The 23639-nt window shown below is 36.4% G+C and carries 26 protein-coding genes; 22 read left to right on the top strand and 4 right to left on the bottom strand.

Annotation, left to right across the window (positions count from 1 at the left end; genetic code table 11):
• Window positions 1-14 precede the first annotated feature (14 nt).
• Entirely contained in the window at window positions 15-896 is an 882-nt protein-coding gene (locus tag DJ93_RS20300) for a YitT family protein (protein WP_042982868.1), read from the bottom strand.
• Window positions 897-1322: 426 nt separating this feature from the next.
• Between DJ93_RS20300 and DJ93_RS20305 the strand changes: the two genes are divergently transcribed.
• From DJ93_RS20305 to DJ93_RS20390, 17 genes are all read left to right on the top strand, one after another.
• Window positions 1323-1667: a nucleotide pyrophosphohydrolase gene (locus DJ93_RS20305; protein ID WP_052109686.1), complete on the top strand. Its 345-nt coding sequence runs from the start codon at window positions 1323-1325 to the stop codon at window positions 1665-1667.
• Window positions 1664-2464 (top strand): dihydrodipicolinate reductase, encoded by an 801-nt coding sequence (gene dapB / locus DJ93_RS20310; RefSeq protein ID WP_042982870.1) that lies wholly within the window; start codon window positions 1664-1666, stop codon window positions 2462-2464. The genes DJ93_RS20305 and dapB overlap by 4 nt, the downstream gene beginning before the upstream one ends.
• A 14-nt stretch (window positions 2465-2478) precedes the next feature.
• The gene (mgsA, locus tag DJ93_RS20315; RefSeq protein ID WP_042982871.1) at window positions 2479-2874 is read left to right on the top strand and encodes a methylglyoxal synthase; all 396 of its coding nucleotides are present in this window, start codon (window positions 2479-2481) and stop codon (window positions 2872-2874) included.
• A gap of 11 nt (window positions 2875-2885) precedes the next feature.
• Window positions 2886-3587: a bacillithiol biosynthesis deacetylase BshB1 gene (bshB1, locus tag DJ93_RS20320; RefSeq protein WP_042982872.1), complete on the top strand. Its 702-nt coding sequence runs from the start codon at window positions 2886-2888 to the stop codon at window positions 3585-3587.
• Complete coding sequence (gene bshA / locus DJ93_RS20325; protein ID WP_042982873.1) at window positions 3588-4733, top strand: N-acetyl-alpha-D-glucosaminyl L-malate synthase BshA; 1146 nt, start codon at window positions 3588-3590, stop codon at window positions 4731-4733.
• Window positions 4720-5913 carry a CCA tRNA nucleotidyltransferase gene (locus DJ93_RS20330; RefSeq protein WP_042982874.1) on the top strand — a complete coding sequence of 398 codons (1194 nt, stop codon included), beginning with the start codon at window positions 4720-4722 and terminating at the stop codon, window positions 5911-5913. The genes bshA and DJ93_RS20330 overlap by 14 nt, the downstream gene beginning before the upstream one ends.
• Window positions 5898-6878, top strand: a complete 981-nt coding sequence (locus tag DJ93_RS20335; RefSeq protein WP_042982875.1) for a biotin--[acetyl-CoA-carboxylase] ligase — start codon at window positions 5898-5900, stop codon at window positions 6876-6878. Before DJ93_RS20330 ends, DJ93_RS20335 begins: the two co-directional genes overlap by 16 nt.
• Before the next feature lie 352 nt (window positions 6879-7230).
• Window positions 7231-8067, top strand: coding sequence for a 3-methyl-2-oxobutanoate hydroxymethyltransferase (panB, locus tag DJ93_RS20345; protein ID WP_042982878.1), 837 nt, complete (start codon window positions 7231-7233; stop codon window positions 8065-8067).
• Window positions 8067-8915: a pantoate--beta-alanine ligase gene (panC, locus tag DJ93_RS20350; RefSeq protein WP_042982879.1), complete on the top strand. Its 849-nt coding sequence runs from the start codon at window positions 8067-8069 to the stop codon at window positions 8913-8915. Before panB ends, panC begins: the two co-directional genes overlap by 1 nt.
• Before the next feature lie 12 nt (window positions 8916-8927).
• The gene (gene panD / locus DJ93_RS20355; protein ID WP_042982880.1) at window positions 8928-9311 is read left to right on the top strand and encodes an aspartate 1-decarboxylase; all 384 of its coding nucleotides are present in this window, start codon (window positions 8928-8930) and stop codon (window positions 9309-9311) included.
• A gap of 295 nt (window positions 9312-9606) precedes the next feature.
• Complete coding sequence (dinG, locus tag DJ93_RS20360) at window positions 9607-12399, top strand: ATP-dependent DNA helicase DinG (RefSeq protein ID WP_042982881.1); 2793 nt, start codon at window positions 9607-9609, stop codon at window positions 12397-12399.
• 269 nt (window positions 12400-12668) lie between these two features.
• Entirely contained in the window at window positions 12669-12839 is a 171-nt protein-coding gene (locus tag DJ93_RS20365) for a YpmA family protein (protein ID WP_042982884.1), read from the top strand.
• Window positions 12840-12846: 7 nt separating this feature from the next.
• Window positions 12847-13350: a cell wall elongation regulator TseB-like domain-containing protein gene (locus DJ93_RS20370; protein ID WP_042982885.1), complete on the top strand. Its 504-nt coding sequence runs from the start codon at window positions 12847-12849 to the stop codon at window positions 13348-13350.
• A gap of 18 nt (window positions 13351-13368) precedes the next feature.
• Complete coding sequence (gene aspB / locus DJ93_RS20375; RefSeq protein WP_042982886.1) at window positions 13369-14556, top strand: aspartate transaminase AspB; 1188 nt, start codon at window positions 13369-13371, stop codon at window positions 14554-14556.
• Window positions 14557-14703: 147 nt separating this feature from the next.
• Complete coding sequence (dnaD, locus tag DJ93_RS20380; protein ID WP_042982887.1) at window positions 14704-15411, top strand: DNA replication protein DnaD; 708 nt, start codon at window positions 14704-14706, stop codon at window positions 15409-15411.
• Window positions 15412-15426: 15 nt separating this feature from the next.
• The gene (gene nth / locus DJ93_RS20385; protein ID WP_042982888.1) at window positions 15427-16074 is read left to right on the top strand and encodes an endonuclease III; all 648 of its coding nucleotides are present in this window, start codon (window positions 15427-15429) and stop codon (window positions 16072-16074) included.
• A gap of 3 nt (window positions 16075-16077) precedes the next feature.
• Window positions 16078-16596, top strand: coding sequence for a YpoC family protein (locus DJ93_RS20390; RefSeq protein WP_042982890.1), 519 nt, complete (start codon window positions 16078-16080; stop codon window positions 16594-16596).
• A gap of 20 nt (window positions 16597-16616) precedes the next feature.
• Here the strand turns inward: DJ93_RS20390 and DJ93_RS20395 are convergent, their stop codons facing one another.
• Entirely contained in the window at window positions 16617-19301 is a 2685-nt protein-coding gene (locus DJ93_RS20395; protein ID WP_042982891.1) for a PBP1A family penicillin-binding protein, read from the bottom strand.
• Between the two features lie 65 nt (window positions 19302-19366).
• Window positions 19367-19969: a Holliday junction resolvase RecU gene (gene recU / locus DJ93_RS20400; protein WP_042982892.1), complete on the bottom strand. Its 603-nt coding sequence runs from the start codon at window positions 19967-19969 to the stop codon at window positions 19367-19369.
• 102 nt (window positions 19970-20071) lie between these two features.
• Between recU and DJ93_RS20405 the strand changes: the two genes are divergently transcribed.
• From DJ93_RS20405 to DJ93_RS20415, 3 genes are all read left to right on the top strand, one after another.
• Entirely contained in the window at window positions 20072-21097 is a 1026-nt protein-coding gene (locus tag DJ93_RS20405; RefSeq protein ID WP_042982894.1) for a DUF2515 domain-containing protein, read from the top strand.
• Window positions 21098-21525: 428 nt separating this feature from the next.
• Window positions 21526-21768, top strand: a complete 243-nt coding sequence (locus DJ93_RS20410; RefSeq protein ID WP_042982896.1) for a hypothetical protein — start codon at window positions 21526-21528, stop codon at window positions 21766-21768.
• A gap of 15 nt (window positions 21769-21783) precedes the next feature.
• On the top strand, window positions 21784-22128 hold the full coding sequence (locus tag DJ93_RS20415; protein WP_042982897.1) for a YppE family protein: 345 nt from the start codon (window positions 21784-21786) through the stop codon (window positions 22126-22128).
• 24 nt (window positions 22129-22152) lie between these two features.
• Here DJ93_RS20415 and DJ93_RS20420 read toward each other — a convergent pair whose 3' ends face one another.
• Entirely contained in the window at window positions 22153-22344 is a 192-nt protein-coding gene (locus tag DJ93_RS20420) for a YppF family protein (RefSeq protein ID WP_042982898.1), read from the bottom strand.
• A 177-nt stretch (window positions 22345-22521) separates the two neighbouring features.
• Here DJ93_RS20420 and DJ93_RS20425 point away from each other — a divergent pair, with 177 nt between their 5' ends.
• Complete coding sequence (locus tag DJ93_RS20425; RefSeq protein WP_042982899.1) at window positions 22522-23010, top strand: YppG family protein; 489 nt, start codon at window positions 22522-22524, stop codon at window positions 23008-23010.
• A gap of 154 nt (window positions 23011-23164) precedes the next feature.
• Window positions 23165-23608, top strand: a complete 444-nt coding sequence (locus DJ93_RS20430) for a CotD family spore coat protein (RefSeq protein ID WP_042982901.1) — start codon at window positions 23165-23167, stop codon at window positions 23606-23608.
• Window positions 23609-23639: the final 31 nt, after the last annotated feature.

Genomic DNA, 23639 nt, shown 5'->3' on the forward strand with positions numbered 1-23639 from the left:
TTTTCTAGTTTTTTTTAATTATGTAACGGATTTTTATTTTCATCTAGCGTAAATCCTTCGCCCACGACATCGTGCACATCACTCACAGCAACGAATGCATGTGGGTCTACGGAAGTAATAATGTTCTTTAATTTTACAATTTCATTTTTTGCAACCACGCAGTAAAGTACGTTTCGTTCCATTTTTGTATAGGACCCAACGGCCTTTAAAAAGGTTGCTCCACGTTCCATTTCAGATAAAATTTTTGCGGCAATTTCATCGTTTTTATCTGAAATAATGGTTGCCCCTTTTGCAGCATAAGCTCCTTCTTGCATAAAATCAATAACCTTTGCACCAATAAAGACTGCAACTAATGTATACATACCTTCACGATAAGATAAATATGTAAGGATGGAGATGACAATAACGACGGCATCAAACATAAACATTGTTTTACCCATACTCCAGCCGATATATTTGTGAGCTAGTCTTGCAATAATATCAACTCCACCAGTTGTCCCGCCATATTTAAATATAATACCGAGACCGATACCGATAAATGCACCAGCGAATAATGCCGCGAGTGTCATGTCATTTTGTAAGTTTAAGTGTAAATTGAGTACTTCGTAGCGCTGAAAAATCCATAGGAATAAAGATACGCTAAATGTTCCGATTAATGTATATAAAAATGTTGTTCGGCCGAGTAGTTTCCAGCCAACAAAAAATATCGGAATGTTTAAAATTAAGTTTGTATAGGAAGGATCAAGTGAAAATAGGAAATATAACAATAACGTAATTCCTGTAAATCCACCTTCAGCTAAATGGTTTTCGATATTAATATTAACAATGCCAAAAGAGAAAATAGCGGAACCTAGTAAAATAAAAATAATATTTCGAATCTTTAAGTTTGTTTTCATGTAGATATCCCCCTACTATGTAATAATTATAAAGCTCCGCTAAAACGATCAAACATTACAAAAACAAAGTGTGCTTTACCACGCTCCACCGGCCGATAGAAGCAAAATTAGAGAGGTAATGGCAAAACAGATGTAAGAGCCCGATTGGTTTAGGCTAATCTTTTACGGAAAAGCATCGCAAAAGAAAGTTTCACTTTACCCCGTTCCACTGGCTGGTAGAGGATAAAACGAAGAAGAAAGAGCAAACCAGCCGTAGGAACCCGATTAGTTCAACTAATTTTTTGCGAAAAAGTGCGCAAAAGAAAGTTTCACTTTATTATAGTCTATCCAAAAAAACGTGGCAAATAGGCAAATAAGGGGGAATAATATTTGTCAAATCGCGATGAATTGGCTAACATGAAAGAGGAAGGATTAGAGGTGAACAACATGGAACGAAAAACGATGAAAGATATGCAGAAAGAAGTAGATGCATATATTGGTCAATTTAAAGAAGGTTATTTTAGTCCGCTTGCAATGATGGCTCGTTTAACAGAAGAGATGGGAGAGCTTGCAAGAGAAGTGAATCACTATTATGGTGAGAAGCCGAAGAAAACGACTGAAAAAGAACGAAGTATTGAGGAAGAGCTTGGAGATGTATTATTTGTTATGATTTGTATGGCAAATAGTTTAAATATTGATTTAGAGACAGCACATAACATTGTAATGAATAAATTTAATACACGTGACAAAGATCGCTGGACACGTATTGAAGAGGGAGAGAAAGAAGCATGAAAGAAATTAAAGTAATTATCGCTGGACCAAGAGGACGTATGGGACATGAAGCAGTTCTTCTTATGGAAAGAACAGAACATTTCAATTTAGTAGCAGCAGTTGACTATAAGCATGGCGGAGAGAAAATCTCTGATTTACCTAGTATGCCGGCTTTAGATACACCGATTTACGCGGATTTACATACTTGTTTAGATGAAGTAGAAGCAGATGTGTTGCTAGATTTAACAACACCAGAAGTTGGGAAGAAGCATGTGACACTTGCAGTTGAGCGTGGACTTCGTTCAGTTATCGGTACGACTGGATTTACAGAAGAAGAGTTACAACATTTAACAGAAACTGCAAAAGAAAAAGAAGTCGGCACAATTATTGCACCAAACTTTGCGATTGGTGCGGTACTTATGATGAAATTCTCTCAAATGGCAGCGAAATATTTCCAAGATGTTGAAGTGATTGAATTGCATCATGATCAAAAATTAGATGCACCATCTGGTACGGCTGTAAAAACAGTAGAGTTAATTCGTCAAAATCGTGAGCCGAAACAACAAGGTCATCCAAATGAAACAGAACAATTAGAAGGTGCGCGTGGTGCAAATGTAGATGGTATTCATATTCATAGCGTACGTTTGCCAGGACTTATCGCGCACCAAGAAGTACTATTTGGTGGAGATGGACAAATGTTAACAGTGCGCCATGATTCATTCAACCGTGCATCATTTATGTCAGGTGTAAAGCTATCAATTGAAACAGTAATGAACCTTGAGCATCTTGTATACGGTTTAGAGAATATTATCGACTAAAGGGGAGACAACGGATGAAAATTGCCTTAATCGCACATGACAAGAAGAAAGATGATATGGTTTCGTTCGCATACGCATATAAACCAATATTTGAACAACATGAGCTTTTTGCAACAGGAACGACAGGTCTTCGTATTATGGAGGCGACTGGTTTATCTGTAACCAGATATCAATCTGGTCCTCTTGGCGGCGATCAAGAAATTGGTGCAATGATTGCAAAAAATGATTTAGATATGGTGATTTTTTTCCGTGATCCACTAACAGCACAGCCGCATGAGCCAGATGTAAATGCATTGCTTCGTTTATGTGATGTGTATGCAATTCCGCTCGCAACGAACATGGCAAGTGCTGAAATGTTAATGCATGCATTAGATCGGGGAGATTTAGATTACCGAAAGTTAAGAAAATGAGGGGAACAATTATGAGTGGATTACATATATTAGCGTTTGGTGCTCATGCCGATGATGTTGAAATCGGCATGGCAGGTACCATTGCAAAATATACGAAACAAGGATATGAAGTTGGCATTTGTGATTTAACAGAAGCTGATTTATCTTCCAACGGAACGGTAGAATTAAGAAAAGAAGAAGCGCAGGCTGCTGCTCGTGTTATGGGAGTGGAAAAGAGAATTAATTTAGCTATGCCGGACCGTGGTTTGTATATGAAAGAAGAATATATACGTGAAATCGTAAAGGTTATTCGTACATATAAACCAACGCTAATTTTCGCACCATATTATGAAGATCGTCATCCAGATCATGCGAATTGTGCAAAACTTGTAGAAGAGGCTATCTTTTCAGCGGGTGTTCGTAAATATATGCCAGAACTTCCGCCACACCGTATAGAATTTTTTTATTATTATATGATTAATGGTTTTCATAAGCCGAATTTCTGTATAGATATTAGTGATTACCTTTCTGAAAAAGTTTCAGCGCTAGAAGCGTATGAGAGTCAGTTTACAACAGGTAATGACGGTGTTAAGACACCATTAACCGAAGGCTATGTTGAAACGGTAATTGCCCGAGAGAAAATGTTTGGAAAAGAAGTTGGAGTTATGTATGCCGAAGGATTTATGAGCAAGAAGCCAGTTTTATTACATGCTGATTTAATAGGGGGGATGTAAATGAAATTGAAAATAGGTATTACATGTTATCCTTCTGTAGGTGGTTCTGGAGTTGTTGGAACGGAATTGGGAAAACAATTAGCTGAACGTGGGCATGAAATTCATTTTATTACATCAGGTGTGCCATTTCGGTTAAATAAAGTGTATCCAAACATTTATTTTCATGAAGTAACGGTAAATCAATATTCTGTTTTTCAATACCCACCTTATGATCTAGCATTAGCAAGTAAAATGGCAGAGGTTGCCCAAAGAGAAAATCTTGATATTTTACATGTGCATTATGCAATCCCACATGCCATTTGTGCATACTTAGCGAAGCAGATGATTGGAGAGCGAATTAAAATCGTTACAACCTTACATGGAACGGATATAACCGTACTTGGTTCCGATCCTTCTTTAAATAATTTAATTCGCTTTGGTATTGAGCAATCTGATGTTGTTACAGCTGTGTCACATTCGTTAATTGAAGAAACGCATGAACTTGTAAAACCAAATAAAGAAATTGAGACGGTATACAATTTTATAGATGAACGTGTTTATTTCAAACGTGATATGTCTCAATTAAAGAAAGAATATGGTATACGCGAAAATGAAAAAGTGTTGATTCATATTTCGAATTTCCGAAAGGTTAAGCGTGTACAGGATGTTGTGCAATCATTCGCCAAAATTGTAAAAGAAGTAGAAGCGAAATTGCTTCTTGTTGGTGATGGACCAGAGTTCTGTACCATTTTACAATTGGTGAAAAGTTTACATATTGAGGAACATGTCTTGTTTTTAGGAAAGCAGGATAATGTTGCAGAACTTCTTGCGATGAGTGATTTAATGCTACTGTTATCGGAAAAAGAAAGTTTTGGTCTCGTTTTATTAGAAGCGATGGCGTGTGGTGTGCCTTGTATCGGAACGAGGGTTGGAGGCATTCCAGAGGTTATTCAACATGGTGAAACAGGATATTTATGCGAAGTTGGAGATATAGAAGAAATAGCAAAACAAGCAATACAATTGCTTGCAAATGAAGATGTACATAAAAATATGTCAAAGCGAGCAATGGAATCTGTGCATGAGCAATTTCGTTCAGAAAAGATCGTTTCACAATATGAGGCGATTTACTATGACATACTAAGGGATGACAAAAATGGAAAGATTTAAACAAGCTGGTTCAATCATCAAGACTTTAAAACAACATGGACATGAGGCTTATTTTGTGGGCGGGAGTGTGCGTGATCTCATTATTGATAGACCGATTGGAGATATTGATATTGCGACATCAGCTCTTCCAGAAGAAGTAATGGGTATATTTCCAAGAAACGTGCCTGTTGGCCTTGAGCATGGAACAATTATTGTAGTCGAAGATGGTGTGCCGTATGAAGTAACAACTTTTCGAACAGAGAGCGATTACGAAGACTTTCGCAGACCAAGTAGTGTTCAGTTTGTTCGTTCATTAGAAGAAGATTTAAAACGACGTGATTTTACGATGAATGCCATTGCGATGACGGAAGAAGGCGAAATGATTGATTTATTTGCCGGACAAGAGGCGATTGATAAACGCGAAATTGCAACTGTTGGAAATGCAGCAGATCGTTTTCAAGAAGATGCACTGCGAATGATGCGTGGTATTCGATTCGTTAGTACACTAGGTTTCTCTTTAGAAGAAAAGACGAGGCAAGCTATTGAAACATATGGCCATTTACTTGAACATATAGCGATTGAAAGAATTACGGTTGAATTTGAGAAATTGCTGACTGGTTCATATTGTGTGAAGGGGCTTCAGCAGTTAGTAGAAACGAAGCTGTTTGCACACCTACCATATTTACAAATGGCAGAAGAAAAAATTGTAAAAGCGGCGCAGTATAAATGGGGTTTTTTTGAAACAGAAATTGAGGCATGGGCGTTTTTCTTATATTGTATCGGAGAAGAACATCCATCTGTTTTCTTACGCCAATGGAAGTTTTCAAATAAAAAGATAAAAGATATTGTCGCAGTATTAATAGCAATCCGTTATAGAAAAGTAAAGGAGTGGGATTCTGTTTTTCTATATAAAACTGGTCTTCACATTGCATTAATGGCAGAAAGGGTGTACCAAGCGATAACCGAAAGCTATAATATTGCCTCAGTAAATCAAGTGCAAACATTATTTCATTCCTTACCTATACAGAATCGTCAAGGAATGAATGTGAGCGGAAATGATTTATTAATCTGGACAGATAAAAAGCCAGGGCCTTGGGTAGCGGAAATGCTACAGAAAATAGAAGAAGAAATTTTACAAGGGCAGTTAGTAAATGAGAAAGAGAACATAAGGGAGTGGCTACAAGGATGCAATCTACTATAAGAAAACAGTTATTGCAAGTTTTTTCTGAAGCAGATGGTGAATTTGTATCTGGTCAAACGCTTAGTGATAAGCTTGGGTGTTCGAGAACGGCTGTCTGGAAGCATATGGAGGATCTCCGAAGTGAGGGATACGAACTTGAAGCAGTACGTCGCTTAGGATATCGAATTGCAAGTAAACCAGATAAAGTAACAGCGAATGAAATTCAATTAGGATTACAAACAGAATGTATCGGAAGAACCGTATATTTTGAGGAGTCTGTTGAATCTACTCAGCATATTGCAGCGAAGCTTGCTTATGAAGGAGCAGAGGAAGGGACGATTGTTGTTGCGGAGGAGCAAATAGCAGGAAGAGGACGTTTAAGTAGAAAGTGGCATTCTCCAAAAGGAACAGGAATTTGGATGAGCATTATTTTACGTCCGTCTATTCCAGTTCATCGTGCGCCTCAACTTACATTATTAGCAGCTGTCAGTGTAGCGCAAGCGATTGAAAAGTGTACAGGTGTAAATGTGGGTATTAAATGGCCAAATGATATTTTAATTCAAGGTAAAAAAGCCGTTGGGATATTAACCGAAATGCAAGCGGATCCTGATAAAATTAATGCAGTAATAATGGGGATTGGCATTAACGCCAATCAAAAACAAGAACATTTTGCTGATGAGATACAACAAATTGCAACATCTTTAGCAATTGAATCAGGAAAACCAATTGTTCGGGCAGAGCTGATGCAACAAATCTTTTTACAAATGGAAAAGTTGTATCAAGAGTACTTAAAGAACGGTTTCTCTGTAATTAAGCTTCTATGGGAAAGTTATGCGGTAAGCATTGGGAAAGAAATTACAGCTCGAACGATGAAGCAGACAATTACTGGGGTGGCAAAAGGGATTACAGAGGATGGTGTATTGCTTTTAGAGGACCATCAAGGACATATGCATCATATTCATTCAGCTGATATAGAAATTAAATAAAAGAAGCTCCTATTTTGGAGCTTCCTTTACTTATAGAGTTTAATTCTATTTTCTAATATAAATTTCACATACCATAATAAAAGTAGAAAATTATTTTTTCTAAAAAATGTAGCAATTCCCTTTCTTAGTTTGCTATAATTAGTTCGAATATGGGCAGTATCAGATTGAACTGCACCATTATTCCAAGCAGTGAAGAATAATAATTTGGATTCTGCCTTGATCCAACAACGGACTGGGACAGAGGGATGAAAAATGCCGACTAACACACAACCCTTCTGCCCTTTTATGGCCAGAGGGGTTTTTTATATGATTTCGGCCATCTCCTCTCTCCTGAATAAAGGAGGAGTAGTTTTTGAAAACGAAAATAGATTTTTTGAAAATGAAAGAGAAAGGTGAGCCGATTACGATGCTTACAGCGTATGATTATCCATCTGCTAAATTAGCGGAAGAAGCTGAAGTCGATATGATTTTAGTAGGAGATTCTCTTGGAATGGTCGTACTTGGATACGATTCAACAGTTCCCGTAACGGTAGAGGATATGATCCATCATACGAAAGCTGTACGCCGCGGGGCGAAAGAAACTTTTATCGTAACTGATATGCCATTTATGTCTTACCACGTATCGTTGCAAGAAACGATGCATAATGCACGCCGCATCGTTCAAGAAAGCGGGGCACATGCACTAAAAGTAGAAGGTGCGGGTGAGGTAGTATCAATTATTCACTATTTAACAAACGCAGGGATTCCTGTTGTAGCACATCTTGGTTTAACACCTCAATCTGTTGGAGTACTAGGTGGCTATAAAGTACAAGGAAAAGATGCTGAAAGTGCAAAAAAATTAATAGAAGATGCAAAGAAATGCGAGGAAGCAGGTGCAATAGCGCTTGTGCTAGAGTGTGTGCCAATGCAGTTAGCAGAAATTGTATCAGAGCAATTAACAATTCCTACAATTGGAATTGGTGCGGGACAGAAAGTAGATGGTCAAGTACTTGTATATCATGATCTCATTTCGTATGGAGTGAAGCGTGTTCCGAAATTTGTGAAGCAATATACGTCTGTTCAAGAGGAGATTGTGCGCGGGATTTCACAATACGTTGCTGAAGTAAAAACAAGACAATTTCCTGAAGAAAAACATTCATTCACAATGAAAGAAGAAGAGTGCTTAGCGTTATACGGAGGGAAGCAATAATGAAAATTATTACGACAGTGCAACATATGCAGCAAATTACAAGTGAACTTCGTGCGAGTGGAAAAGAAATTGGATTTGTCCCAACGATGGGATATTTGCACGAGGGGCATGCTACTTTATTACGTAAAGCGAGAGAAGAAAATGAAGTTGTTATTTTAAGTGTATTTGTAAACCCACTACAGTTTGGGCCGAATGAAGATTTAGATCGTTATCCACGTGATATCGATAGAGATGAAACAATAGCGAAAGAAAATGGTGTGGATTATTTATTTTATCCGAGTGTAGAGGAAATGTATCCGGTAGAACAGACGACAACAGTGGAAGTTGTGAAGCGTACCGATGTATTGTGTGGTAAACAAAGACCGGGTCATTTCGCAGGTGTTGCGACTGTACTAATGAAATTATTTAATATTACAATGCCAACTCGTGCTTACTTCGGTATGAAAGATGCACAGCAAGTTGCTGTAATTGAAGGGTTTGTAAATGATTTTAATATCCCAGTTACAATCGTACCTGTTGATATTGTGAGGGAAGAAGACGGATTAGCGAAAAGTTCTCGCAATGTATATTTATCACAAGGAGAACGTGAAGAGGCTCCTCAGTTATACCGCAGTCTATGTATAGCAGAAGAACGAATAGAGGCAGGCGAACGTAATCCAGAAATCATTACGAATCTTGCCAAAGAACATATTGAGAAGTATACGAAAGGTACTGTTGATTACGCCGATTTATATGCATATCCGTCATTGACAGTAGTAGAAAACCTTGAAGGAAGAATTATTTTAGCGATTGCAGTTAAGTTTGAAAATGTAAGATTAATTGACAATATGACATTAACGGTTAAATAAGGGGGAGCATCTATGTTTCGCACAATGATGAGAGCAAAGTTACATCGCGCAACTGTAACAGAAGCGAATTTAAATTATGTAGGTAGCATTACGATTGATGAAGATTTAATGGACGCAGTAGATATTGTAGAAAATGAAAAAGTGCAAATTGTAAATAATAATAACGGAGCTCGTTTAGAGACGTATGTTATTAAAGGAGAGCGCGGTAGTGGTGTTGTTTGTTTAAATGGAGCAGCTGCAAGGCTAGTGCAACCAGGTGATAAAGTGATTATCATTTGCTATGGTTTAGTTACAGCGGAAGAGGTCAATAAACAAGTACCAAAAATTGCAGTGTTAGATGATCATAATCAAATTGTTGAAATGTTAGGCGCTGAAAAAGCGGGCACGATATTATAAAGTAAAACTTTTATCAGTAAGTGGTTTCATCCGCACTGATTAGTAGTTTTCATCAATTGGGTTTTTACAGGCAGTTCGCCTAGATTCTTTGTTTCTACGAGGAATATTATGGCCCACAAATAGTGGGGTAAATAGAAGGGCTATCTCTATAAGGGGATAGCCCTTTTGATTTGTACGGGGATACACAAAATCATTTCATTTTGTGTATCTTTTCATTAAGATGAGATAAAACGTGGTATAGTAACAATATATAAATTTTTGTTGTGTTGAAAGGTAAGAAATTGAGGTGTTACATATGAGTAAGCGTTATGTCGTTGTTGATTTAGAAACGACAGGGAACTCCTGGAAAGATGGGAAGGATAAAATCACCCAAATTGCAGCAGTTGTGGTAGAAGGTGGAGAAATATTAGAAATTTTTTCAAGCTTTGTTAACCCGAAGAGAGAGATTCCCCCATTTATTACAGAATTAACAGGGATTGATGAAAATCTCGTAAAACAAGCCCCGCTATTTCGCGATGTAGCCCCGATGATTGTTGAGCTATTGCAAGGTGCATTTTTTGTTGCGCATAACGTTCACTTTGATTGGAATTTTTTAAAGGAAGAATTAAAGCAGGCTGGACATACAGACATACATTGCCCTAAAATTGATACGGTTGAATTGGCACAGATCCTTTTGCCGACAGCTGATAGTTATAAATTACGTGATTTAGCTAAAAAACATGAATTAGAGCATGATCAACCACATCGCGCGGATAGTGATGCCCTTGCAACAGCGGAATTATTTTTACAATTTCTAAATGAAATGGAAAACTTACCGCTTGTTACGTTACAGTCTTTATATGAATTAAGCGATGTTTTTCAGAGCGATATAGCTGATATTATTTCGGAAAATATTTTAAAGAAAATGATGAATGGTAAAGAAGAGACGAAGGAATATGAAATATATCGAAATATTGCACTGCGAAAGCGAAATTATTCATTAAGTATCGGTGAAACATGTTCATCTAAATTCGATGCTTTCTTACAAAAGGCCATGGAACAACTGGAATTACATATGCCAAAGTTTGAAAGACGAGAAAGCCAACAACTTATGATGAAGGAAATATATACAGCGTTAAGAGATTCTCGTTTTTCACTGATTGAAGCAGGGACAGGTACGGGAAAAACTCTTGCATATTTACTTCCAAGTATTTATTTTGCAAAGAAAAAAGAAGAACCTGTTATTATAAGTACACAAACTGTACAACTCCAACAACAAATACTTGAAAAAGAAATTCCTTTATTACAAAAAATAGTGCCGTTTTCATTTGATGTAGCTCTTCTGAAAGGCAGAAAACATTATCTTTGTTTACATAAATTTGAATATGCTCTGCAAGAGGAAGAGAAAAATTATGATATTGCACTCACGAAGGCTAAAATTTTAGTATGGCTATTACAAACTGAAACTGGCGATCGTGATGAATTGAATATTCCTGAGGGTGGAAAGTTACTTTGGAATCGTATTTGCAGTGATGCATATAGTCCGGGCGGGATGCAAAGTAATTGGTTTAGTCGTTGTTTTTATCAACGTGCAAAAAATAAAGCGTTATTTGCAGATATTGTTATTACAAATCATGCATTGCTATTTCAAGATTTTGCAAGTGAAGAACCATTGTTTGCCTCATGTGAACATATTATTTTTGATGAAGCCCATCATATTGATGAAGCAGCCAGTAGGACACTTGGCGAACAGTTTTCATGTATGTATTTTCAATTAGTTTTATCTCGTTTTGGTACGTTAGAAACAGATGATGTACTATCAAAAGTATATAAAATGATGAAAAAATCAGAGCAGGCATCTCGTTCTACTTTCCGTATGGTTAGTCATAGTCTTAAGGAAATAAAATTTGATGCGGATGAATTATTCCAAATGTTGCGTGCGTTTATATTTAAACAAACAAAGCAAGAACAAGGAGCGAGCAATATGCCGCTTATCTATCGATATAATGTGGAAGCAGAGCAAGGTAGGTTATGGAATAGTATTACTGAATTAACAAATCGCTTTGTATATGAATTAAGAAAATTGTTGACTATACTGGAGAAACAATCTGACATACTGCAAAGTAATTTAGAATGGGAGATGCATGTTGTCACTGGGGAATTCATACATCTTATTGAATTGTTAAAAAAGATGGTGCACTCTTTACAACTGCTCATATTAGAAAAAAATGCATATGTGACATGGATGGAGACTGAAACAAAGGGCACGATTCACTCGACAGTTCTATATGCACAACCTGTTCATATAGGAGAGAAGTTTGCGGATGAATTTTTAACAAAAAAGAAGAGTGTTATTTTCACATCAGCAACATTAACGGTTAATGATACATTTGATTATATAAAAGAAGAATTAGGATTGCATGATTTTGCTCCAGAGACATTAACAGTGCCATCTCCATTTCGTTTTGAAGAACAAGTAAAGTTAATGATTTCAAATGATGTTCCTCTTATTAAGCAAGTGAGTGATGAAGAATATAGTAAAGCAATCTCGCAACATATTGCAAAAATAGCGAAAGCTACAAAGGGAAGAATGCTTGTTTTATTCACTTCATATGAAATGTTAAAAGAAGCATATGCGAATTTGAAAAATGATGATGAACTTGATGGGTACTTATTATTAACACAAAGTGTTAATAATCGTAGTCGCAGTCGTTTAATTCGTAAATTTCAAGAGTTTGACAAATCGATTTTGTTAGGAACTAGTAGTTTTTGGGAAGGAATTGATATACCAGGAGATGCATTAAGTTGTCTTGTTATTGTTCGTTTACCATTCACGCCTCCTCATCAGCCAATGATGGAAGCGAAAAGTGAGTGGTTAAAAGATAGAGGAGAAGATGTATTTACAAAGTTGGCACTTCCGCAAGCGATACTTCGCTTTAAGCAGGGATTTGGCCGTCTAATTCGAACAAATACGGATACGGGGACAGTGTTTGTGTTAGATCGCCGTTTAACACATGCATTCTATGGAAAGAGATTTCTACAATCAATTCCGAGTGTTCCCCTTTATGAAGGGCCGTTAGAAGAACTTTTAGAGCAATTAGATGAATAAATAGATAAATAAATGAAATATTGTGAGAAAAATACGCCTGAAGTACTATAGTACTTCAGGCGTAAAAAATGTGGGTAGGAGGAATTTTATTTTTTCTTACTTCTTGTATACAAATTGTGTTGCTTTTCGATTTGAAACCTTTTTTTGCTGTACATGTCCTGCTATAATAGATGGGTGATGAAGCAGGGGTTGTAAAGAATGTACTCTTATTGTAACCGCATTGCGTTCTTCTATAATTAGAAATTTTTGTGTAACGGAGGAGTTTTTTCATGGAGAAGAAAATCGAAGTGCTATCAACGACGCGTATTAAATATTCGTCTGATTTATATAAAATTGTTGATAGTTTAAATCGTACTTTAAAAGAGCAAGATCTTATGTTCGGATTGGCACTGGACGAAAAAGAAAAAGAAATAGCCGTATTTACGATATACAGAACGTAGTGATACAATGAAAAAGTGGATCGTTGCTATTATTATCGTTATCGTTGCTATTGGATTATATGGGACCCATGTTTATAATAAAACAATGGAAAAGAAAGTTCCTAAAGAGTCAAAAGCTGTAGAAATTGCGAAAGAAAAAGCAAAGCTTACAAAGATAAAGTCTGTTGATTATTATAACGGAAAATCTTCATATACAGTCGTACAAGGTGTAGATGAAAAAGGAGAACAAATTATTGTTTGGGTACCTGATAAAAAAGGAAATGTTCTAGTAAAGAAAAAGAACGAAGGAATTTCTGAAAAAGAAGCTTTACAAAAATTGGCTGAACAAGCAAACACAAACAGTGATAAGCCTAAGCCAAAACCGAAAAAAATTGTAAAAGCTAAATTAGGTGCTGAAAACGATGTTCCGTTGTGGGAAATTACATATATTGATCAGGAAGATCGTTATACGTATTATTATCTAGAATTTCAAAATGGGGAATATGCTGCGCATTACAGCATTGAAAATTAGATGTAGGGGGAACCACAAATGAAATTAGCAAAGCGAGTAGCTGCTTTAACACCGTCTTCAACTTTAGAAATTACAGCAAAGGCACAAGCATTAAAGGCTGAAGGTCATGATGTAATTGGATTAGGGGCAGGAGAACCTGACTTTAATACACCAGAACATATTATGGATGCTGCACATAAAGCAATGTTAGAAGGACATACGAAATATACACCGACTGGTGGATTACAGGTATTGAAGCAAGAAATTGTGAAGAAATTTACTCGTGATCAAGGATTAGTGTATGATCCAACTGAAATTATTGTATGTAATGGTGCGAAACATGCACTTTATACATTATTCCAAGTGTTACTTGATGAAGGAGACGAAGTTATTATCCCAACTCCTTATTGGGTAAGTTATCCTGAACAGGTAAAGCTTGCTGGCGGTAAGCCGGTTTATGTAGAAGGACTAGAAGACAATCAGTACAAAATTACAGCGGAGCAGCTGCGTGGGGCAATTACAGAGAAGACAAAAGCTGTTATTATTAATTCACCAAGTAACCCAACAGGAATGATTTATAGCAAAGAGGAATTACAACAGCTTGGAGAAGTATGTTTAGAACATGACATTTTAATTGTTTCTGATGAAATTTATGAGAAATTAGTTTATGGTGGTGTAGAATATACTTCGATTGCTCAGCTTTCTAATGCATTAAAAGAACAAACACTTATTATTAATGGTGTATCTAAATCACATTCTATGACAGGGTGGCGTATTGGATATGCAGCAGGAAATAAGCAGCTTATTAAAGCGATGACGAACTTAGCGAGTCATAGTACGTCAAACCCCACTTCAATTGCTCAATACGGTGCAATTGCTGCATATGCAGGCTCACAAGAGCCTGTAGAAATGATGCGTCAAGCGTTTGAAGAACGATTAAACATTATTTATGATAAATTAATTCAAATTCCAGGTTTCACTTGTATTAAACCGCAAGGCGCTTTTTACTTATTCCCAAATGTAAAAGAAGCTGTAGCATTAGCTGGATATGAAACAGTTGATGAATGGGCACAAGCCTTGTTAGAAGAAGAAAAAGTAGCTCTTGTTCCAGGGACAGGATTTGGTGCTCCAAATAATGTTCGTTTATCATATGCGACATCTCTTGAACAATTAGAGAAAGCATTGGAACGAATTAATACGTTTATGAAGAGTAAAGTACAGGCTTAAAAAAGCGTGTTCCTTTTATTCATAGGCTAAATAAGTTATTTTTAACAAATGAAAATGACCTCCCTATATATAGGGAGGTTTTTTGACGAATTGTGGAAAAAAGAAATTAGGTTAGGTGTGTTATACTAGAAAGCGAGGTGTTTGGTGATGAAGAAAAAAATGATGTTAGAGTGGTTTGAACAGGGCAGCATCGCAATTCCTAAATTGCTTATGATGCATTATAAAAAATTAGGTTTAAATGAAATGGAATTTATGGTTGTACTTCATGTGCATACGTTTTTAGATTCGGGTAATTCGTTTCCAACTCCTTCAGAGATTGCAGGACGAATGACAATTACAGAAATGAAATGCATGGAAGTGATTCAAACTTTAATTCAAAAGGGCTTTTTGGCGCTAGAAGGCAGTCGAAAATCAGAAGCGATGGTATGTGAGAGTTATTCTTTACAGCCGCTTTGGGAAAAAATATTACATTTTCTAATGAATGAAACAATAGAGGAAGAACAGAAAGAACAGAAGAAACTTCAAGTGAATTTATATACAATTTTTGAGAATGAATTTGGTAGACCACTATCACCATTTGAATGTGAAACGTTAGGGATGTGGGAGGATCAAGACCAACATCATCCTAATTTAATCCAAGCCGCTCTTCGAGAAGCGGTGATAAGTGGAAAACTGAATTTCCGGTACATTGATCGTATTTTATTTGAATGGAAAAAGAATGGAATTAAAACCGTAGATCAAGCGCAAGATCAGGGGCGGAAATTTAGAGCGAACCAACAACGCCCGCAACAAATAGTAAAGCAAGAAACAAAATATACTGGAAAAGTTCCTTTTTATAATTGGTTGGAGCAGTAATGTAGGAGGAAAGATATGTTGAATAAAACGCAAATTCGCTATTGCTTAGATACAATGGCGGATATGTATCCAGAAGCACATTGTGAGTTAATTCATGATAATCCATTTGAGCTTGTAATTGCGGTGGCATTATCAGCACAATGTACAGATGTACTTGTAAATAAAGTGACCAAAAATTTATTTCAAAAATACAAAACACCAGAGGATTATTTAAATGTTTCTTTAGAGGAGTTACAACAAGATATTCGTTCAATTGGATTGTATCGAAATAAAGCAAAAAACATTCAAAAACTATGCCAGATGCTGCTTGATGATTATGATGGTAAAGTTCCGGAAAATCGTGATGAGCTTACGGAACTACCAGGGGTAGGTAGGAAGACAGCGAACGTTGTTGTTTCGGTGGCATTCGGGATTCCAGCAATCGCTGTGGATACGCATGTAGAACGAGTGAGTAAACGTCTAGCAATTTGTCGTTGGAAAGATTCTGTTTTAGAAGTTGAAAAAACATTGATGAAGAAAGTACCAATGGATGAATGGGGAGTTACTCATCACCGTATGATTTTCTTTGGGCGTTATCATTGTAAAGCGCAGCGTCCACAATGCGAAGAGTGTCGATTACTAGAAGTATGCCGTGAAGGGAAAAAGCGGATGAAGGGGAAATAGAAGATGGAGAGAGTTGTAAAAGTCCCGGAAGAGTTTTGGTGCGCACCATTTTTTAGGGGAAATCCAAATGGGATGATTTATAATACGGAACAATCTTTTGAAGAGACGATACAAAATACTTATTTTTTATTTGACATAGAAAAAGATTATAAGCCATGGAATGAAATGGAGAAAACAATTCCTGTTGTATTAAATGAATGGAAAGGTAAGCAAGAAGACATTGCTACGCTATTTCGGAATAGAAAGAAGGAACAGGCTGAAGCTCCAATGATTCACTTTGCTGCTCACATGCTGTCCATTCTCTATTGGTTAAATGAACAGCCGGTATGTAGTTTGAATGATATAAAAGCGAATACAGATAAATTAGAAATACAGCCAGTAAATTTTATGGAACGGTATTCTTTTATCATAAAAAAACCAGGTCATTATCATTCGTACATTCAATTAGTACAGTTGTATATAGAAATTGAAAAACTGTTTGCGAAAAGAAATGTAATAAAAAAGAAGTCCCCATCTCATTAGGAGAGGGGACTTCTTTTTTATTATGATTCGGTTGTAGCAACATTTCCCTCTGCTTGAGGAGTATCTCCCGGGGCAGGTGGTTCTGGGTGCTTATTCTTTTCTTCTTCAGCTTTTTTTCTAGCCTCTTCATCAGCTTTCTTTTTAGCTTCTTCATCGGCTTTCTTTTTAGCTTCTTCATCGGCTTTCTTTTTAGCTTCTTCATCGGCTTTCTTTTTAGCCTCTTCATCGGCTTTCTTTTTAGCTTCTTCATCGGCTTTTTTCTTAGCTTCTTCATCAGCTTTTTTCTGTGTTTCTTCTTGTTTTAGTTTATCTTCATCGGCTTTTTTCTTAGCTTCTTCATCAGCTTTCTTTTTAGCCTCTTCATCAGCTTTTTTCTTAGCCTCTTCCTCTAGCTTTTTAGCGTCCGGACTGCCGCCAGGAGCGGTAAAGGATGCGCCTGCTGCATCACTTGTTCCAGTTCCTTTCTTCGCCACTACAGAGAAGCTATAAGTGACACCTGGTTTTATGCCACCAAGTGTAGCTGTTGTTCCGTTTACTGATAGACTACCACTAGAACCATCAGTTGCTTTATAGCTTGCTGCATATGCAGCAACATCTGAAGGTCCAGACCAGCTTAATGTAACTGAGTTAGACGCTGCATCGAAAGCGACGTTAACTCCGCTAGGTGGATCTACTTTAATTTGTTTAATCGTATCTTTTTTCGCGCCTTTTACGTACAATTCTTCATTGATTACTTCTACAGAAGATGGACGTTCGAAACGAGATTTATCAGTAGCGAATTTGCTCATCATCACCTGGAACATTTGTTGGGCGATTTTTGTAGAACGGTCACCGATATAATTTTCTGCACTATCTTTTTCGTAACCTGTCCATACAGCCATTGTATATTGTGGCGTATATCCTGCAAACCAACTATCTCTGTTTGCATCTTCTGGAATGCCATATCTCTTTATTACTGCTTTATCAAAGTTTTGTGTTCCTGTTTTACCAGCAACGTCAAAACCAGGAACGTAAGCTGTTGGACCAGTACCGCCAGTACCAGGTTTTACAACATCACGAAGAACATCGGTAATCATGTATGCTGTATAATCGTGCATTGCTCGTTTTTCTTTCGGTTTAAAGTTTTTCTTTTTCCCGTCTGGGAAAATAACTTCTTTTACGAAATGAGGCTTATTATAAATACCGTTATTTCCAAATGTTGCATAAGCTCCAGCGACATCTAATGGAGAGCCTTCATTACTACCAATTGCAGTTGATTCATATACAGCATCCTCTTTAAATGTCATACCTAGACCTTTGGCGAATTCTTTTGATTTATCAAGGCCAACTGCTTGAGCTGTTTTTAAAGCAGGGATATTTAATGATTTTTTTAGTGCGTCACGTAGAGACACATCCCCTTTATAACTGTTTGTAGCATTTTTAATTTTAGTACCATCAGAGTAAGTGTACTCTGAGTCATTTAATTGATGATAAGTAGACCATTGTAGATTTTCAATTGCCGGACCATAGTCGAAAATTGGTTTCATTGTTGAACCGACTTGACGTTTTAAATCCGTAGCCATGTTATGACCTTTAAATGTTGATTTATTTTCTTTACGACCAGCACCAAGTGCACGAACTTCTCCAGTTTTCGTGTCCATAAACACAAATGAACCTTGGAATTGATCATTTGGATATTTAATAAGATTTCCATCCATTATTTTATCCGCATAGTCTTGAGCGTCAAGGTCAAGAGTTGTTTGGATTGTTAAACCATCAGAGCCGATATTTACATCAGGTATCTCTTTTTCAACTTCTTTGAAAACCGCATCTAAAAATGCTTGATATTTCATTTCAGTGGCATCTGAAGATGGAAGGAGACCTTCTGTTACAGGGATTTGCATTGCTTCATCCATTTGCTGTTTTGTAATATAACCATGGCGATTCATCAATGTTAGTACAACATTACGACGCTTTGTTGCCCGTTCAACATTTTCTGGTTTAGTTGGATCATAAATATTAGGGCCTTGTGGTAAACCAGCGAGCATTGCAGCTTCATGTAATTTTAAGTCTTGTAAGTCTTTGTTGTAATATTTTTTTGCTGCAGTTGCAATACCGTACGACCGGTTACCTAAATTAATCTTGTTTAAGTACATTTCTAAAATTTCATGCTTAGAGTATTGTTGCTCTAATTTGTAAGCCAAATACCATTCTTGTACTTTTCGTTTTGCTGTTTTGTCCATCGTTAGAAAATAGTTTTTAATTACTTGTTGTGTAATCGTACTACCACCTTGCGATCCGAAACCACCTGTAATATTCTCCATCACTGCTTTTCCTGTACGTTTAAAATCAATCCCGTTATGGTCATAGAAGCGGGCATCTTCAGTAGCAAGAAATGCATTTTCAACTACTTTTGGAATTTGATCGTAAGTGACGTGGGTTCGTTTTTCGGCACCATATTCATAGAAGAAATTCCCATTCTTATCAAGGAACTTTGTTGATAAAGGATTGACAAGCTTTGATTTATCTAATTTTGGAGCGTCCTTTACCATAACAAAGAAAGCCGAAACCCCAGCTACAAGGCCGACAATACCAAGAAGTAGACAGGTTATTAAAAATTTCTTGAAAAAGGAGCCTTTTTTCTTAGGTTGTTCCTTTTTATTGGTTTCTTTCGTTTGGTTTTTTGCATGATTTCGTTCTGTACGAGAACGATAATTATCTGACATTATACTTTCTCCTACCTTTCATTTTCTCCCCAAAAGTCGAAAAAAGAGCCTTAGTGTTGACTCTATCACGAAAAATAAACCGTGTCTAGTACACGGATATAGTCAATCCGGGGATGATAACCGCATGACAACAAGGATCCATGCTCTTCGATTTCTTGTTTCGTAATCGATTTGCGTCCACCAGCATCTTGGCGATTCCAAAATGAAATGACATATTTTGCATCGAGTAAATAAAGTTCATCAAAAAGTGTAAATTTAATAATAACAAATGCAATACCATTATGAGCAATTACTTGTTTCATATGCTCAATTTGATGAAGGTGGAAATTCTGGAGCGGAAAACTTGTTTTATTTTTTGTTTCTTTCGCTTCAAAGTCAATATACTTTCCTTTGTATACACCGTTGTAATCTGTAGTAGAAGGTTGTTTAAAATAAGCTTCTTTTACAACGGCAGCGCTTCGAGCCGGGTAATCTACTTTTACGATTTGAAGAGGTGTTGGTTTTTTATGTACGCATGCAATATTATGTGTTAAATAATATTGATTTGTTTCATTTAGCTCCTCTTCAAGAGACATACCTCTATTACTATAAGTATGTTTTTTTACTTGTTTTTTTTGAGGTTGTAAAGTTTGATTGTACCTTTTTCCGTTAGGATAACGAATGGTCATGTTTTGTCCACTCCAACTTACTTAGAATCACTTACAAAGGTGATTATATCAAAAAAACTAAAAAAATGTGACTTTTTTCAAGAGAGGTATGGTGATTAATTCATGTTTGTGTGGAATGATTACGAAAAAATTAAAAAGAATCGGGGCAATGTTTCTTGCACAGAAGAAGAAAAATATATCATTAAGAGGATTAAATTACAGACGATTTTAGCCAATATAGACAATGTTTCACGCACACAATCGTATCAAGAGTATTACTTGAGAAATAAAGAGATTAAGTGGTCATTTTTAGCAAGTATGGTTTCGAGGAATGCTGGATGGAATATGACAGATTTAGCAGGGAAATATTATCCGAATGTTTTATCTGAAACAATGAGGAAGCGATTGTTTCTTGCATATGAGAAGGCGAATTGGATTATTTTTTTAGATGCATATCCTCAACTGTTATTATATGAACAAAGTAAGGAGGAAAATAGACCACTCTTTCATTTGTTGCAATTTTTTGACATATCTATTTTTATGGAAAGAGAATGGGACGTTTTTTTTGAGACAAGAGATATGAGTAGGCTTATGACAGCGCTCATTATTAATGAACAAAATAAAATTCAAAAACCAGTTATCGAGAATATATATTTTCAACAAAATGTATTCAATACTTTATTATTTAAATTTCAAGAGCTCTTTCATTTTAGTGCTGTTATTTTTCCAACGATAGAAGGTAGGCTATACGGTTTTTCTGTTTATCAATTCGAAGCATTACAAAAGCGTATAGAGTTTGGGAAGAGATTAGCGTGGTTATTATTTCATCCTAAATATAAGGAGTTATTTTATTATTTCGCCCTGCAGACTAGTCATACAGGATCGAGAACAGATTATGAACGTTATTTTGAAGCTTCGAAAGAAGGTGATACACCAGAGCTAAGAGAGACATTCTCCATTGTATTTCATGAAGAACCACGAAAGGGTGATTGGTTTCATGTGGAAATGAATGTAGAGCCTTTGTTTTTGTTTCAAGAACCGAAGGAAGAAATAGAGATAACGGAGTGGTTTATTGGAAAGCAGGATCAATTACATATTTTCTCTTCATTGAATCGTTTTGTTAAAAGAATGGATGACTTCATGATATAATAAGAAGAAGTCCCGCACTCTTATATGGAGGCGGGACTTCGCAATTCATTACGAGTTGTTCTACATACATATTGTGGCTTCATAACTTCATCTGTAATGAGATATAACAAGAAGGGAATCAATTAGGAGTTTGAATCAATATCCAAACTTATTTAGAACATTCCCTTATGTAGCAGGAAAGTTTGGGCCATCAAGCTTTGGATTGCCAGTCTCAGGTTTGTTTTGTTGTTTGTTCTGCGTTTTCTTCTTTTCGTTTTTGTTCTTTGCCATGGTAACACCTCCCTTTTGTATTGTTACCATTTCTATAAAACACATACAAACCGATTTCTTTGCCGAATATCAACTAGTTTTGTCGTGTATGCAGGAGTGATAAGTGAACCGTCGAAATTACTTGACAAAGGAAGAGCAAAGAAGGAGGCGTTTTATATATGGCGATGGTTCAGAAGGAAAATGTAATGAAGAAAATGGATCAAATGTTAAGTGCTCTTGATTTGCTAGAAATGAATGTGACTCTTAGAATTAATCATACGTTAAAGGATAAACGTGAAGATATATGTAATAAGGTGGAAATAACAGAAATGCATATTCAGCATATGGAAAATAAATTAGTGCATCATGAAGAAAAAGGAAGTTGGCTAGAGACGTTTCAAAACGTCATAGTGAGTGCATAATAAGGTGGGAATAGCGTGAAGTATGAAGCATTAATGAAATCTTCGGAAAAATTAATACAGTATAATGATGAAACAATTATAAAAAAAAGAGAAGCTGGAGAGTTTGATTTTTATAAGGATATGAAGCCATTTGTCGATATGGTGGATCAGGAGTTAGAGTCTTGGAAAGAACTAGCTTATGAGTGGATAAAAGAAGAAAAGCCAAAGTATATACATGTGCAGCAGATCGATCAAGTGTATGAGAATCTGCAAAATAATGCACTGCAATGTTTTGTGAATAAAGGAAAAGGGAAACGTTTTTTTGAAACGCATCAAGCGATTTTATATACTTTGCAAAATGTTATAGAACAATGTAAGTAACAAGAGGGGAGACCCTCTTGTTTTTTATGATTCTGCAATAGTTGTAGGTTTCGTTGCCCCGTTTATTTCTAACTCACGTATTAACGTTCGATAATCTGATATACATATTTTTCCTTCGAGGTAACAATGTCTTGCGAAGTCTAACAATTCATTCATATTTTCTGTACAATACCCCTTCTTTTCAGAAAACACTTGTTTTAAATCCCCTAATACCATGTTGATTCCTCCCCCATGAGAATCTTTCTCTTCATTATCATAGCATGGAAGGGTTTACTTTCTAATTTTTTTAAAAATTTAAACTTCCGACAAAAACAGACATGTAGATGGTTACACATTTTATTTTATAGGTACATATTCTATAGGTAGAAACTTATGTGAAGGGGGAGAGAATGCATGTTTCAACATTCTAATGTATATCAACAAACAAATCCATATACAGAGCAAAATATGTATCAATACAGTGAGGATCCATATTTGCGTTATAATATGTATCCTTTCGCGCCTTATTATGGAAACCAAAATTATTATCAGCCATTTGAAGTGTCCTTTATGAATCAACAACAGCAACAGCAGCCTTATGTGAATCAACAACAGCAACAGCAGCAGCCTTATGTGAATCCACAATATTATGGACCATCACAAGCGGCTCCGTATATGAATCAACAATCTATGTTTTATCCACCGAAACAGCCGTATCCAACGATGAATAAACAAAAACAACAGCAGCAACCAAGTCAGTTCTCTAGCTTTGTATCCCAGTTTAAAACAGCAGATGGTAACTATGATGTAAATAAAATGATGAATACAGCTGGACAGATGATGAATGCGATGAATCAAGTGACAGGGATTGTAAAACAAGTTGGAGGCTTTTTCACGAAATAATTGTAGGGACATGTCCATAGAAAATGGTACGAATTAAGTAGGCTATAGACAAATTTCCATGAAATAAATGGGTATATATAACAAACGGCTTTCCTCCTTCTCTCATATTGTAAAGTGTAGTCAGATTTTTTTATGAGAGAGGAGAGAAAAAACTATGTATCATTGTCATCCTTGCTTTGGAGGGCATAAGCCTACAGGACCTATTTGTACAACTGCTCCTGTCATTCATCCAACGAAACAATGTGTAACACATTCTTTTTCAACAACGGTGGTGCCACACATTTTTCCAACTCATACAACGCATGTCCATCATCAACAAATAAAAAATCAAGGCTTCTTCCCGCAAACAAACTCAAATGTAAATGTTGTAGACCCTGGTGATCCGGGATTTGTTGGTGGATTTGGCGGTGGATGTGGCCCATGTGGTCATGGACACCACCACCACGGTCATCAAATATCTCCATTTGGACCGGGACCGAACGTCTCCCCATTTGGGCCAGGACCGAATGTCTCCCCATTCGGACCAAATGTAGGACCAAACGTATCTCCAATCGGACCAAATATCGGGCCAAACGTCGGTGGAATATTTAAAAAGTAAATGGTATGTTAGAACTAGCAAAGATGCTAGT

The sequence above is a fragment of the Bacillus clarus genome, from assembly GCF_000746925.1.
Classification (GTDB): Bacteria; Bacillota; Bacilli; order Bacillales; family Bacillaceae_G; genus Bacillus_A; species Bacillus_A clarus.